The sequence below is a fragment of the Streptomyces sp. NBC_01451 genome (assembly GCF_036227485.1).
In the GTDB taxonomy this organism is placed as follows: Bacteria; Actinomycetota; Actinomycetes; order Streptomycetales; family Streptomycetaceae; genus Streptomyces.
The window spans coordinates 3,065,854-3,079,245 of sequence record NZ_CP109479.1; the positions used below are offsets into that span (position 1 = coordinate 3,065,854).

11 protein-coding genes are annotated in these 13,392 nt (G+C 67.2%); 5 read left to right on the plus strand and 6 right to left on the minus strand.

Annotated features, from left to right (window positions below):
- Nucleotides 1-63: 63 nt before the first annotated feature.
- A complete protein-coding gene (locus tag OG595_RS13000) occupies nucleotides 64-1,710 on the minus strand; it encodes a peptide ABC transporter substrate-binding protein (RefSeq protein ID WP_329271344.1) in 1,647 nt (548 codons plus the stop codon).
- 292 nt (nucleotides 1,711-2,002) lie between these two features.
- Here OG595_RS13000 and OG595_RS13005 point away from each other — a divergent pair, with 292 nt between their 5' ends.
- The 5 genes from OG595_RS13005 (at nucleotide 2,003) to OG595_RS13025 (ending at nucleotide 7,718) form a co-directional block, all read left to right on the plus strand.
- Nucleotides 2,003-3,019: an ABC transporter permease gene (locus OG595_RS13005; protein ID WP_329271347.1), complete on the plus strand. Its 1,017-nt coding sequence runs from the start codon at nucleotides 2,003-2,005 to the stop codon at nucleotides 3,017-3,019.
- A gap of 67 nt (nucleotides 3,020-3,086) precedes the next feature.
- Entirely contained in the window at nucleotides 3,087-4,871 is a 1,785-nt protein-coding gene (locus tag OG595_RS13010) for an ABC transporter substrate-binding protein (protein WP_329271349.1), read from the plus strand.
- Nucleotides 4,872-5,060: 189 nt separating this feature from the next.
- Nucleotides 5,061-6,044: an ABC transporter permease gene (locus tag OG595_RS13015; RefSeq protein ID WP_329271351.1), complete on the plus strand. Its 984-nt coding sequence runs from the start codon at nucleotides 5,061-5,063 to the stop codon at nucleotides 6,042-6,044.
- A gap of 9 nt (nucleotides 6,045-6,053) precedes the next feature.
- A complete protein-coding gene (locus tag OG595_RS13020) occupies nucleotides 6,054-7,103 on the plus strand; it encodes an ABC transporter ATP-binding protein (protein WP_329271353.1) in 1,050 nt (349 codons plus the stop codon).
- Nucleotides 7,104-7,133: 30 nt separating this feature from the next.
- Nucleotides 7,134-7,718 carry a Uma2 family endonuclease gene (locus OG595_RS13025; RefSeq protein ID WP_329271355.1) on the plus strand — a complete coding sequence of 195 codons (585 nt, stop codon included), beginning with the start codon at nucleotides 7,134-7,136 and terminating at the stop codon, nucleotides 7,716-7,718.
- 14 nt (nucleotides 7,719-7,732) lie between these two features.
- Here OG595_RS13025 and OG595_RS13030 read toward each other — a convergent pair whose 3' ends face one another.
- The 5 genes from OG595_RS13030 to OG595_RS13050 all read right to left on the minus strand — a co-directional run bounded on the left by OG595_RS13030 (nucleotide 7,733) and on the right by OG595_RS13050 (nucleotide 13,332).
- The gene (locus OG595_RS13030; RefSeq protein WP_329271357.1) at nucleotides 7,733-8,110 is read right to left on the minus strand and encodes a VOC family protein; all 378 of its coding nucleotides are present in this window, start codon (nucleotides 8,108-8,110) and stop codon (nucleotides 7,733-7,735) included.
- 131 nt (nucleotides 8,111-8,241) lie between these two features.
- Nucleotides 8,242-9,360 (minus strand): ABC transporter ATP-binding protein, encoded by a 1,119-nt coding sequence (locus OG595_RS13035; RefSeq protein WP_329271360.1) that lies wholly within the window; start codon nucleotides 9,358-9,360, stop codon nucleotides 8,242-8,244.
- A 13-nt stretch (nucleotides 9,361-9,373) separates the two neighbouring features.
- Nucleotides 9,374-10,435, minus strand: a complete 1,062-nt coding sequence (locus tag OG595_RS13040; protein WP_329271362.1) for an ABC transporter ATP-binding protein — start codon at nucleotides 10,433-10,435, stop codon at nucleotides 9,374-9,376.
- 15 nt (nucleotides 10,436-10,450) lie between these two features.
- Nucleotides 10,451-11,428: an ABC transporter permease gene (locus tag OG595_RS13045; RefSeq protein WP_329271364.1), complete on the minus strand. Its 978-nt coding sequence runs from the start codon at nucleotides 11,426-11,428 to the stop codon at nucleotides 10,451-10,453.
- Between the two features lie 110 nt (nucleotides 11,429-11,538).
- Entirely contained in the window at nucleotides 11,539-13,332 is a 1,794-nt protein-coding gene (locus tag OG595_RS13050; protein WP_329271367.1) for an ABC transporter substrate-binding protein, read from the minus strand.
- Nucleotides 13,333-13,392 lie beyond the last annotated feature (60 nt).

Genomic DNA, 13,392 nt, shown 5'->3' on the forward strand with positions numbered 1-13,392 from the left:
GAGGTTGTGGGGACGGGCGCTCCAAGAGGTTCCGAGAGGCCCGCCCCGCGACGGCTCAGCCGGTCAGCTGACCTTGATCTCGCTGTACACGGGCAGGCTGAACGGGTTCAGTGCCACGTTCGAGAGGCGCTCCGAGTAGCCGGCGCTGCCGTTCTGGTACCAGAGCGGGATGGCGCCCATGTCGTCCCGCAGGACCTCCTCGGCCTGCTGGAACAGCTCGACGGCCTTGGCGCGGTCGGTCTCCGCGTTGGCCTCGTCGACGAGCTTGTCGAACTCCTTGCTGGTCCACTTGCCGTCGTTGGAGGAGGCGTTGGTGTAGTAGAGCGGCTGGAGGAAGTTCTGGATGAGCGGGTAGTCCATCTGCCAGCCGGCCCGGAAGGGGCCCGACATCTTCGACGAGGTGATCTGGTTGCGGTAGTCGGCGAAGGTGCCGACGGGGTTGCCGACGCAGGCCTTGTCATTGCCGAGCACGTTGTTGACGCTGTTGCAGACCGCGTCGACCCACTGCTTGTGCGAGCCGGTGTCCGCGTTGTACGAGATCTTGACCTGTCCGCCGGGGAACCCGCCGCCCTCCTCGATGAGCTTCTTGGCCTCCTCGGGGTCGTACTCGCAGGCGTCGCCGCACAGGCCCTCCTTGAAGCCGCCCTCCTCGCCGAGGACCGGTGAGGTCCAGTCGGTGGCGGGGGTGCGGGTCTTCTGGAAGATCGTGTCGGTGATCTGCTCGCGGTTGATCGCCCGGGAGAGCCCGGTGCGGACCTTCTCCATGCCGGGCTTGTCCCAGTCCTTGTCGTAGAACGGGAAGGCGAGGGTCTGGATGATGCCGGCGGGGGTGTTGATGTACCGGTCGCCGAGGTCGCTCTTGACGTTCCCCAGCTGGGCGGCGGGCACGTCGTCGACGAGGTCGAGGTTGCCGGCCATCAGGTCGGTGTAGGCGGTGTTGTTGTCGGTGTAGACCTTGAGGTCGACGCCGCCGTTCTGGGCCTTGTCCGGGCCGGAGTAGGCGTCCCACTTGCGCAGGGACATCTGCGAGCCCTTGGTGTACGAGTCGATCGAGTACGGGCCGTTGCCGACGGGCTTGCTCACCCAGGCCGCGTGATCGTCGAAGAAGGCCTGGGGCAGCGGCGAGAAGGCCGCGTAGCCGAGGGTGTCGGGGAACGTCGAGAACTTCTGGTTGAGCTTGACGGTGAAGGTGTTGGTGCCGGTCACCTTGAGCCCGGAGAGCGTGTCGGCGGTCTGCTTGCCGCCGTCCTCGGGGTGGGTCTTGTCGTAGCCGTCGATGTAGCCGAAGAAGTAGGCGTTCTTCTGGTTGTTCTTCAGACTGGCGCCGTAGTTCCAGGCGTCGACGAACGACTTGGCGGTGACGGCCTCGCCGTTGCTGAACTTCCAGCCGTTCTTGATGGTGACGGTGAAGTTCTGCGAGTCGGTCGTCTCGATCTTCTCGGCCATCATGTTGTCGGCCTTGCCGGTCTTGGCGTCGTACCGCTTCAGACCGCGGAAGATCATGTCGAGGACCTTGCCGCCCTGCACCTCGTTGGTGTTGGCGGGCTCCAGCGGGTTCTGCGGGTCGCCCCAGGACGAGCTGAGGATGCCGGAGCCGTCGCCGGAGCCGCTGCCGCCGCCGCTGTCGTCGTCACCGCCCCCGCAGGCGGTCGCCGTGAGGGCGACCGCCACCGCGCATGCGGCCCATCGGGCGTGCGTGGCTCCACGCATGGAGTGCCTCCAGTTCAGTGCGCCGTACCGTTACCGGCAAATATCGGTGCACAGCACCCATACCGCACGTCTACTCGGCCCGTACGGGTTTACCTCCCGCTTTGGTCATGGCGGCCCAAAGCCGACCCAAGTGACGCACCACCCCTGAGTCAAAGGGCAAAAGTCCAGATCAAAGGCGTCAATGAAGCATTGACGCCGACTGAACCCGCGCTGAAAAGTCGTATTCAGCCCGCTGTTCTGCTGTACGCGGGGCCCTTCACCACTCCGGGCCTGGAGCACCATGACCTCGCCTATGCCTTCCGCCACCGCACCCCAGGTGGCGGCCGATTCCGGTGCCGTGCCGCCGGCGCCATCCGCGCCGGCCCGCGGCGGCACCGGCCGCTCGCCGGGGCGGATCGCCTGGCTGCGTTTCCGGCGCGACCGCACCGGGGTCGTCTCGGCCGTCGTGGTCGTGCTGTTCTTCGCGGCCGGCATCGGCGCCCCGCTGATCGCCAAGGTCTACGGCAAGGACCCGTACACGACGTACGGCCAGAACGGCACCGGTCTCCTCAACGAGTTCGGGTTCCCGATCCGGCCCAACGGCGGCATCAGCGGCGACTTCTGGTTCGGGGTCGAGCCGCAGCTCGGCCGGGACGTCTTCACCCTGCTGCTGTACGGCATCCGCAACTCGCTGCTCATCGCCACGGTGACGACAGCGCTGGTCACCCTGTTCGGCATCGCCGTCGGTCTCACGGCCGGCTATCTGGGCGGGCGCATCGACGGCTTCGTCGGCCGGGTCATCGACATCCTGCTGGCGTTCCCCTCCACCCTGTTCTTCATCGCCTTCTGGCCGGTGATGATCTCCGTCTTCGTGTCGCCGGAGGAGAACACCCCGACCTGGCTGACCGTCGTCAGCCTCATCTCCGTGATGACCGCGTTCGGCTGGGCGCCCATCGCCCGGCTGCTGCGCGGTGAGGTACTCGCCCTGCGTGAACGGGAGTTCGTCGAGTCCGCCAAGGTCACCGGCGCCTCCCCGGCCCGGATCATCTTCCGGGAACTGCTGCCCAACCTGTGGACCCCGATCCTCATCCAGGCCACCCTCGCGCTGCCCATGTACGTCACCACCGAGGCGGCGCTCGCCTTCCTCGGGGTCGGGCTCAGCGACCCCACGCCCGACTGGGGCGTGATGATCCAGCGCGGGGCGCAGGTCTACCAGAACGACATCACCTACATGCTCTTCCCCGGCCTGTCGATGGTGATCTTCGTGATCGCCTTCAACCTCCTCGGCGACTCCGTGCGCGACGCACTGGACCCGAAGACCAGGCGCTGAACAGCAGCACCGGCCTCCTCCCCCGCACGGGAAACACCCCTTCTCCCTGATTCAGGCAGGACACCCCATGTCTCTCTCCCGCAGAAACTTCGTCATCGCCACATCCGTAGCCGCCGGCGGCTCCATGGTCCTGTCCGCGTGCAGCAGCGGAGGGGGAGGCGGTGGCGGTACGTCGGGGGGCGGCGACGCGGCCGGGACCGGCAAGTTCGCGACGGTCACCATCGGCACCAAGGAGGACTCCACGGGGCCCTCGCCGGAGATCCCGGGGGCGAAGAAGGGCGGCACGATCCGGCCGATCGGCCCGCAGGACTTCTCGCACCTCGACCCGCAGCGCATCTACTACTCGTGGAACTCCGAGGTCGGCAACCTCTACATCCGCTGTCTGACCGGCTACCGCATCGACGGCGGCGCGATGAAGCTCGTCGGCGACCTCGCCACCGACACCGGCACCATGTCGGACGGCGGCAGGACCTGGACCTTCACCCTGAAGGACGGACTGAAGTGGGAGGACGGCAGCGAGCTGACCGTCGAGGACGTACGGCACGGCATCGAGCGCGGCTTCGCCTCCTTCACCACCGAGGGCGCCACCTACCTCCAGGCCGCGCTGACCGGCACCAACGACTTCCGCTCGGTCTACAAGGGCCCGTACGACGGCAAGCACCTCGACTCGGTCGTCACGGACACCGCGAAGAAGACGATCACCTTCCACCTCAAGACGGCCCGCCCCGACCTCAACTGGACGCTGGCGATGCAGTCGTACGGGGCGGTGCCCGCCAAGCACGACACCAAGGAGAAGTACGACAAGGACCCGTTCTCCTGCGGGCCCTACCGGCTCTCGCAGCACTCCGTCGACAAGTCGCTGACGATGGTCCGCAACACCCACTGGGACCCGGCGACCGACCCGATCCGCAACGCCTACCCGGACTCCTTCGCCTTCGAGTTCGGCCCCGAGGCGCTCCAGAGCACCGACCGGCTGATCGCGGACTCCGGGACCGACCAGTACGCCGTGATGGCGTACAGCGGGGTGCCCGCCGAGCGCATCCAGAAGGTGCTGACGACGCCCGCGCTGAAGAGCCGTACCGTCGACGGACTGCTGACCGGCCTGTACTACTACGCCATCAACTGCAAGCGGATCACCGACCTGAAGGTCCGTCAGGCGCTCAACTACGCCTGGCCGTTGCAGCAGATCCGGACCATCTACGGCGGCCCGTCCGCCGGCGACTACGCGACCACGATCCTCGGCCCGGACATGGCGGGCCGGGTGAAGTTCGACATCTACGGCAAGCTGGCGAAGCCGCAGGGCGACACCGCGAAGGCGAAGGCGCTGCTGAAGGAGGCCGGCAAGCTCGGCCAGAAGATCGTCTACACCTACCCGCAGGGCGGCAACGACGCCTACGAGAAGACGAAGGTCGTCATCGCCAACGCCCTGAAGGCGGCGGGCTTCGACCCGGTGATCAAGCCGGTGGAGTCGACCAGCTACTACGACCAGATCCAGCAGATCGACAACTCCTTCGACGTGATGTGGTTCGGCTGGTCCCCCGACTGGCCCACCGGCTACACCATGCTCCAGCCCCTCTTCGACGGCCGGGTCATCGCCAACGGCGCCAACAACGTCTCCCAGCTGAAGGTGAACTGGGTCGACGCGGCGATCGACAAGGCCGCCGCGATCACCGACCCGACGAAGGCCAACGCGGCGTGGGCGGCCCTGGACAAGGAGCTCATGGAGAAGGAGGCGCCGATCATCCCGGAGACGTACCAGCGCCGCTTCTACCTGTACGGCAGCAAGGTGGGTGGCACGGAGTACGACCCCCTGAACTCGTCGTTCGTCCTTTACAAGCTGTACGCGAAGTAGAGCTGGAACTGCGGTTCTTCGGCTGCGGGCCGGTGGGGGCTGGTCGCGCAGTTCCCCGCGCCCCTGAAGGGGCGCGTTACCGCACCGGAGTCCATCGATACCCCCGCCCTCCTCCCACCCGACCACTCCGGCACCGGTCCCACCCACCAGGGACCGGTGCCGGGGGTTCCGCCAGGGAATCCGATCGCCATGTTCCGCTTCATCCTCCGCCGGACGCTCAGCGCGCTGATGATCCTCCTCGTCATCAGCGCGATCACCTTCGTCCTCTTCTACGTCGCCCCGCGCGACCCGGCCCGCAGCGCCTGCGGCAAGCTCTGCACACCGGAGACGCTCGCGCTGGTCAGGCGCAACCTGGGCATCGACGAACCGCTGCCGGTGCAGTACTGGCACTGGCTGGCGGGCGTGTTCGTGGGCCGTGACTACACGGGCCTCGGGCACTGCGCGGCACCCTGCCTCGGCTACTCCTTCACCAACCACGAGCCGGTCCTCGGTCTGATCACCAACCGCTTCCCCACCACGCTCTCCCTCGCCCTGGGCAGCACGGTGGTCTTCGTGGTCCTCGGCGTCGGCACGGGCATGCTCGCGGCGGTGAAGCAGGGCCGGCCCCTGGACAAGATCGCGTCGTCGCTCTCGCTGATCGGCTCGTCCCTGCAGATCTACATCGTCGGCGTGGTCGCCATGTACTACCTCTCCGACCAGTGGGGCATCCTCCCCCGCCCCCAGGACAGCGTCGGCTTCACCCAGGACCCGGTGGCCTGGTTCAAGGGACTGCTGCTGCCCTGGTTCGTCCTCGCGATCATCTTCACCGCCAACTACACCCGGATGACCCGCTCCCAGCTCGTGGAGACCCTCGCCGAGGACTACGTCCGTACGGCCCGCGCCAAGGGCCTGTCCCGCCGCACGGTGTTCTTCCGGTTCGCCTGGCGGGGCGCCATGGGCCCGATCGTCACGATCCTGGGCCTCGACATCGGCTATCTGCTCGGCGGCGCGATCATCACCGAGGAGACCTTCGGCCTGCACGGCATCGGCGCCCTGTCCATCAAGGCGGTACGGGACAACGACCTGCCGCTGCTGCTGGGGGTGGTCCTGGTGGCCGCGGCGGCGATCGTCGTGGCGAACATCGTCGTGGACGCGGTGTACGCGCTGATCGACCCGCGGATCAGGCTGGCGTAGGGAGACCTGATGACCTCACCGCCCGGCCCGCCGCCGGCCGAGCCCTTCCTCTCCGTACGGGACCTGAAGGTGCACTTCGCCACCGACGACGGTGTGGTGCGGGCGGTGGACGGCCTGTCCTTCGACGTGGAGCGCGGCCGGACCCTGGGCATCGTCGGCGAGTCCGGCTCGGGCAAGTCGGTGACGAACCTGGCGATCCTGGGCCTGCACGACCGTACGCGGACCACGCTGGCCGGGGAGATCGTGCTGGACGGCAGGGAACTGCTGACGGCGCGGGAACGGGAACTGGAGAGGCTCCGCGGCAACAGGATGGCGATGATCTTCCAGGACGCGCTGGCGTCCCTGTCACCGTTCCACACCGTGGGCCGCCAGATCGCGGAGACGTACGCCAAGCACACGGGCGCGTCCCGCCGGGAGTCCCGGGCCCGCGCGGTGGAAATGCTGAGGCGCGTCGGCATCCCGCAGCCAGCGCTCCGGGCCGACGACTACCCCCACCAGTTCTCCGGTGGTATGCGCCAACGGGCGGTGATCGCCATGGCGTTGGTCTGCGACCCGGAACTCCTGATCGCCGACGAGCCGACGACGTCCCTGGACGTCACGGTCCAGGCCCAGATCATGGACCTGCTGAGGGACCTCCAGCAGGAGTTCGGCACGTCGATCGTCTTCATCACCCACGACCTCGGCGTCATCTCCCGTATGGCGGACGACATCCTGGTGATGTACGCGGGCCGCGCGGTGGAGCGAGGCACCCGCAACGAAGTACTGAGGACGCCCGAACACCCTTACACCTGGGGCCTGTTGGACTCGATGCCGACGCTGCGCGCCCCGGTGGACGTGCCGCTGTCGCCGATCCCGGGCACTCCCCCGTCACTCCTCGACCCGCTCCCGGGCTGCCGCTTCGAGCCGCGCTGCGCGTTCACCGAACAGACCCCGGAGGGCCACTGCGCGAGCCGGCGCCCCTACCTGCCCCGGACGCCCGCCCATGGCGCGGCCTGCCATCTGACGCCGGCGCAGCGCGTGGAGTACCACGCCGACTACGTGGGCGTGAACCCCGGATGACAGGGAGAGCCTGATCGCTACCCTCTAGGTATGGACTACGCGAAGATGCGCGCGATCGCCGAGGAGCTCACGGCCTACGCCGAAGAGCTCGAAGGGACCTGGAACGTCGAGATCGGCCCTTCAGGCCCCTTCCTGGCCATGATGAGCCCGTCGAAGCGTCACGAGGGCACAGTCCGGCGCATCCGTAACCAGCTCAACGCCCAGTTGCCCGACACGCACCCCGGCTATGTCTGCGAGAACGGCCCCGAGATCGAGCACCCAGCCATAAGCCGTATGCGTCGCCCCGATGCCGTCGTCATCCCCGAGGAGGTCCTCGACGAGGAGGGACTCGCTGTCGACGCGACCCAGGTGCTGGCCGTCATCGAAGTCGTCTCGCCGTCCAACCCGAACAACGACTACGGCGAGAAGCTGGCCGAGTACCCCGCGATGGGCATCGCCCACTACATGATCGTCGATCCCCGCACGGGCACCATCGAGGTGCATTCAGACCCGTGCAAGGGCCGCTACGAGCGCAAGGACCCCTACATCTTCGGTGACGCGGTGCCGGTCGGCCCCTGGACCGTGCAGACCCACACGTTCCGCCGTTACGGGAAGGCCGGGAACGACCCGAGCTGAACGCCCCCCGACGGTCAGCCCAGCTCCCCGCGCTCCACACAGAACTCGTTGCCCTCCGGGTCGGCCATGAGCACCCACCCGCCGCCGTCCGGCCTGCGGTGGTCCGCGACGACCCGGGCGCCGAGGGACACCACCCGCTCGACCTCCTCGTCCCGGGTGCGCCCGTGCGGTCGTAGGTCGAAGTGCAGGCGGTTCTTCACCGACTTGCCCTCCGGCACCTGGATGAACAGCAGCCTGGGCCCGCCGTCCGGGTCTTCGATCTCCGCCGCCGGGTCACCGGGCTTGTCGTCGTCGGCCAGCGGGCGGCCGAACACCGCGCTCCAGAACAGGCCGAGGTCGTAGGGGTCACCGGTGGTGTCGAAGGTGATGTTGTGGATCGTCGGGAAAGACAACGAGGCCTCCAGGCCATGTGAGGGATACCGCGTGCGAGCGTCCCCGACCCGGCGCCGTGTGTCGAGCGAATAAAAGCCGGGAGTGAGGAGCCACTGCTCCTCACCCCCGGCCTCACCGCGTTCCCGCGACCTCAGTCCTCCGTGGCGTCCGCCTCCAGCGCCTTCAGCGCCGGGTCGAGGACGACGTCCTCGTCGCGGGCCTCCGTCGTCGGCTCCTCCGGGAAGTGGCAGGCCGTCATGTGGCCGTCACGGTTGCCGGAGATCTGGACCAGCGGGGGCTCCTCGCTCGCGCACTTGTCCTGGGCCTTCCAGCAGCGCGTACGGAAACGGCAGCCGGACGGCGGGTGGATCGGCGAGGGGACGTCACCGGCGAGGCGGATGCGCTCACGGGCGTCAGCCTCGTCCTCCATCGCCACCTCGGGGACGGCGGACAGCAGGGCGTGCGTGTACGGGTGACGCGGGCGGTTGTAGATCGAGTCCCGGTCGCCGATCTCGACGATCTTGCCGAGGTACATCACCGCGACGCGCTGCGAGAAGTGCCGGACGATCGCCAGGTCGTGGGCGATGAACAGGAACGCGATGCCCATCTCCTCCTGGACCTTCTTGAGGAGGTTCACCACCTGGGCCTGGATGGAGACGTCCAGCGCGGAGACCGGCTCGTCCGCCACGATCAGCTTGGGCTTCAGGGCGAGCGCGCGGGCCACCCCGATGCGCTGGCGCTGGCCGCCGGAGAACTCGTGCGGGAAGCGGTTGTAGTGCTCGGGGTTGAGCCCGACCAGCTCCAGCAGCTCCCGGACCCGCTTCTCCCGGCCGCCCGACGGCTCGATCCCGTTGACCTCCATCGGCGACTTGATGATCGTACCGACGGTCTGCCGCGGGTTCAGGGAGCTGTACGGGTCCTGGAAGATCATCTGGATCTCGGACCGGACCGGCGCCAGCTGCCTGCGCGAGGCGTGCGTGATGTCCTGGCCGGAGTACGTGATCTTGCCGCCGGTCGGCTCCAGCAGCCGGGTGAGGAGCCGGCCCGCGGTCGACTTGCCGCAGCCGGACTCGCCCACCATGCCGACGCTCTCGGCGACACCGATGGTCAGATCGATGCCGTCGACCGCCTGGACGGCGCCGACCTTCCGTTTGATCGGGAAGCCGCCGTAGATCGGGAAGTGCTTCGTGAGGCCCTCGACCTTGAGCAGTTCCTCGGTCGACGTACCGGTGGAACCCTGCTGTGTGGGGAGGGTGAGGTTGTCACTCATGTCTCGGTGCTCCCTAGCGCAGCCGGGGCTGGATCTTGTCGATGAAGATGGTCTGCTTCTGCTCCGCCGTCAGATGGCACGCGGAGGCGCGCCCGTCCGCCAGCGACGGCCGTTCGTCGGTGCAGCGGTTGCCCGAGACCTCGCCGGTGAAGGCGCAACGCGGGTGGAAGGGGCAGCCCGAGGGCGGGTTGAGCAGTGAGGGCGGCGAGCCGGGGATCGGCGTCAGCGCCTCGTGGATGTTGCCGTCCAGGCGCGGCATGGAGCTGAGCAGACCCCAGGTGTACGGGTGCTTCGGCGTGCGGAGCACTTCCTTCACGCTGCCGCGCTCGACGGCCCGGCCCGCGTACATCACCAGCAGGTCGTCGGCCACGTTCGAGATGACGCCGAGGTCGTGCGTGATGAAGATGATCGCGGAGCCGAACTCCTGCTGGAGGTCCTTGAGCAGGTCCAGGATCTGGGCCTGCACCGTCACATCCAGCGCGGTGGTGGGCTCGTCGGCGATCAGCAGGTCGGGGTCGCACATCAGCGACATGGCGATCATCGCGCGCTGGCGCATACCGCCGGAGAACTGGTGCGGATAGTCGTCGAAGCGCGTCTTGGGCTGCGGGATGCCGACCTTCTCCAGCATCTGCACGGCCCGGTCCTTGGCCTCCTTCTTGGAGGCGCCCCGGTGCTTCATGTACGGCTCGGACAGCTGACGGCCCACCGTGTAGTACGGGGAGAGCGCGGTCAGCGGGTCCTGGAAGATCATCGCCATCTTGTTGCCGCGGAGCTGCTCCAGCTCCTTCTCCGTGGCGGTGACGAGCTCCTTGCCGTCGAAGACGATCTCGCCGTCGACAGTGCTGGTCCGGGGGTTGTGCAGACCGAGGATCGTCAGGTTGGTGACGGACTTGCCGGATCCCGACTCGCCCACGATACCCAGGGTCTTGCCGCGCTCGACGTCGAAGGAGAGCCCGTCGACCGCCTTGACGATGCCGTCCTCGGTGGAGAACTGCACCTTGAGATCGCGGACCGAGAGGAAGCTGTCCGGACCGGTCGGGGCCGGTGCGTCCTCTGGCTTGGTCAGTGTGGTCACGGTGGTTCGTTCTTCCTAGGAGAGCCGGACGCGCGGGTCGATATAGGCGTACACGATGTCGGTAAGGATGTTCAGGATCAGGATGAAGAAGGCCCCGAACAACATGATGCCCATCGTCAGCGGGAGGTCCTTCTGGACCGCGCCGTCCACGGCCAGGCGGCCGATGCCCTGGAGGGAGAAGGTCAGTTCGGTGACGACACCGCCGCCCAGCAGGGCGCTGACGTCGATGCCGAGCACGGTGACGATCGGGATGAGCGACCCGCGCCAGGCGTAGCGGAAGAAGACGTACTTCTGTGACATGCCCTTGGCGCGGGCGGTGCGGACGTGTTCCTCCGCGAGCTGCTCGATCATCGAGGCGCGCGCCATACGCGTGTACTGCGCGGTGAAGATGGTGGCCATGACGACCATCGGGATGGACAGTCCGACGAGCCAGCCGACCGGGTCCTCGGTGAACGGCACGTACTTCGGGTCTTCCATCCAGCCGGTGCTGTAGACGAAGACGATCAGCGCGATCGGTCCGAGGAAGTAGATCTGGAACGAGCTGAGCACCATGGACGCGCCGGTGGAGATCTTGTCCACCAGGGAGCCACGCTTGTAGGCGGAGAGCATGCCCGCGCCGAGGCCCACGACCAGGAAGACGACCAGCGCGCCGATCGTCAGCGACAGGGTCAGCGGGAAGCGGTCCTTGATGAGGTTCCAGACCATGTCGTTGTAGTAGAACGACTGTCCGAGGCAGGGTGCGCTGCAGTGGCCCTGCGGGAAGTCACGGCCGGTCACGATGCCAGACATGAAGTCCCAGAACTGCTGCGCGATGGGCAGGTTGAGCCCAAGGGCAGTACGGATGTCTTCGAGTCTCGCGGGCGAGCAGTCCTTGCCACAGGCCAGTGAGGCGTAGTCGGAGGGCGCCGCGACGAACAGGAAGAACGTGGTGGCGCCGATCAGGAACAGGGTGACGACGGCACCGACCGTACGCCGGAGGATGAACTGAAACATGGCGGGGGGCTGCTCTCTGCGGAGACGTGCGGAGACGGGATGGGACGGGTTCACGGAACCGCGGGGGTGCGCTCCGCCTGGTGCGCACCCCCGCGATCAGCCGTAGAGAGTTACGACTTCAGGAACAGTCGGGTGATGTCGATGTAGCTCGACTCGGTGCTGTAGCGGGCACCGCCGATGTTCGAACCGTAGAGCTGGAACTGCTTGGTGTACCAGAGCGGAGCGGCCGGGTTGACCTTCTCCAGGATGTAGTGCTGCGCTTCCTTCCAGGTCGCGGCAGCGGCGGTCGGCTCCTGGGTCAGGGCCTTCTTGATGAGCTCCTGGACCTTCGGGTCGTTGATGTGCGAGTAGTTCGCGGACCCGTCGGCGACCTGGTCACCGTCGTAGATGGGCGTGACGACCGTGCCCGGCGACGGCCAGTCCTGGCCCCAGCCCGTGACGTACATGTCGTACGGGTTCTTGACCTTGCCGATCTGCTCGTAGTAGCTCGCGGAGTCGACTTCCTTGGCGACGACGTCGATGCCGATCTTCGTCAGCGCGTCCTCGATGGCGACCTTGCGCTTCTGGCCGGCCTCGCTGTTGGAGTACGCGTAGACGAGCTTCTTCTCGGCGGCCGGAACGTCCTTCAGAAGCTCCTTGGCCTTCGCGATGTTGCCCTGGGGCGTCTTCAGACGGCCGTACGGGTCGTACGTGGCCTCGTAGCCGGGCAGGGTCGGGGCGAACAGGTTCGGGGCCGGGTCGCCACCGTAGGCGCCACCCTCGCCGGCGATGAGCGACTTGGAGTTCACGCCGTAGGTGATCGCGTCACGGACGGCCTTGTTCTTCACCCGGTCCAGGTTGAACGTCAGCGTCATGACGTAGGGCTGGTAGCCCTTGATCGTGCGCTTGTTGACGGCCGCGTCGCTGATGACCTTCTGGATCTGGGTCGCCTCGACGCCACCGGTGAGCTGGATGGCGTTCTTGGAGTCGCCCTGGTCGGCGATCAGGCGGCTGGTCTGCGTCGACTCGGTGACACCGAAGTCGAAGTTGAAGCCGTCAACGTACTGGTGGCGCACGGAGTCGGTCTTCGGGTCCCAGTTCTCGTTCTTGACGAGCTTCATGGACTTGCCGACCTTGTACTCGGCGATCTTGTACGGGCCGGTCGAGACCGGAGCCGCGTCGTACTTCTCCTTCGTGTCGGTCTTCTCGGGGACGACCGAGTAGCCCGGCATGGCAAGCGTCTGGGGCAGGTCCGGACGCGCCGTGTCGAAGTGGAAGACGACAGTCTTGGCGTCCGGGGTGTCCAGAACCGTGGACGGCAGGTGCTTGGAGCCGAAGCCGCCGTCCTTCAGCGTGTCGCGGTACTTCGGGCCGCTCAGCCAGGTCTGCAGGTAGGTCGGGCCGTCGAAGATGAACGCGGCGTACTGGCGCTCGATGGTGTGGCGGATGTCGGCGGACGTGATGACGTTGCCGTTCTGGTCCTTGACGCCGTCCTTCAGCGTGTAGGTCCAGGTCTTGCCGCCGTCCGAGGACTTGCCCGAGTCGGTCGCGAGGTCACCGACGACCGAGACGTTGCCCTTGCCGTCCTCCTCGAAGTTGGTCAGGCCGCGGTACAGCAGGTTGGCGACCTGGCCGGCGTCCGAGACGTAGATCTGGCCCGGGTCCAGGTGGGTGAGGCCCGACTCCTGGTAGACCTGGACGGTACCGCCGCTCTTGGCGCCGGCGACCTCCTCGGCGGGGCCGGTCGACGCGGCTGCGTCGGCGTAGACGACCGCCTTCGACTGCTCGGCAGCCTTGGACTGGTCCTCCTTGGAGTCCTTGCCGGAGCTGCCGCCCTTGTTCTCGGAGCAACCGGTGAGCGCGAGGGAGCCGGCCGCGATGGCGACCACGATGGCCCGCGTTCTACGCGAATTGAGCGACTTCATTTTGGCGAATACCTACCTGTCAGTTGTTATCCATGAGTACTGCCTGACGTGACCGACAGG

Bases quoted from the DNA above. Each gene is read 5' to 3' on its own strand.
- OG595_RS13005 (WP_329271347.1), top strand. From the start codon at position 2,003: ATGCCTTCCGCCACCGCACCCCAGGTGGCGGCCGATTCCGGTGCCGTG.
- OG595_RS13015 (WP_329271351.1), top strand. From the start codon at position 5,061: ATGTTCCGCTTCATCCTCCGCCGGACGCTCAGCGCGCTGATGATCCTC.
- OG595_RS13035 (WP_329271360.1), bottom strand. From the start codon at position 9,360: ATGAGTGACAACCTCACCCTCCCCACACAGCAGGGTTCCACCGGTACG.
- OG595_RS13020 (WP_329271353.1), top strand. From the start codon at position 6,054: ATGACCTCACCGCCCGGCCCGCCGCCGGCCGAGCCCTTCCTCTCCGTA.
- OG595_RS13045 (WP_329271364.1), bottom strand. From the start codon at position 11,428: ATGTTTCAGTTCATCCTCCGGCGTACGGTCGGTGCCGTCGTCACCCTG.
- OG595_RS13010 (WP_329271349.1), top strand. From the start codon at position 3,087: ATGTCTCTCTCCCGCAGAAACTTCGTCATCGCCACATCCGTAGCCGCC.
- OG595_RS13025 (WP_329271355.1), top strand. From the start codon at position 7,134: ATGGACTACGCGAAGATGCGCGCGATCGCCGAGGAGCTCACGGCCTAC.
- OG595_RS13000 (WP_329271344.1), bottom strand. From the start codon at position 1,710: ATGCGTGGAGCCACGCACGCCCGATGGGCCGCATGCGCGGTGGCGGTC.
- OG595_RS13050 (WP_329271367.1), bottom strand. From the start codon at position 13,332: ATGAAGTCGCTCAATTCGCGTAGAACGCGGGCCATCGTGGTCGCCATC.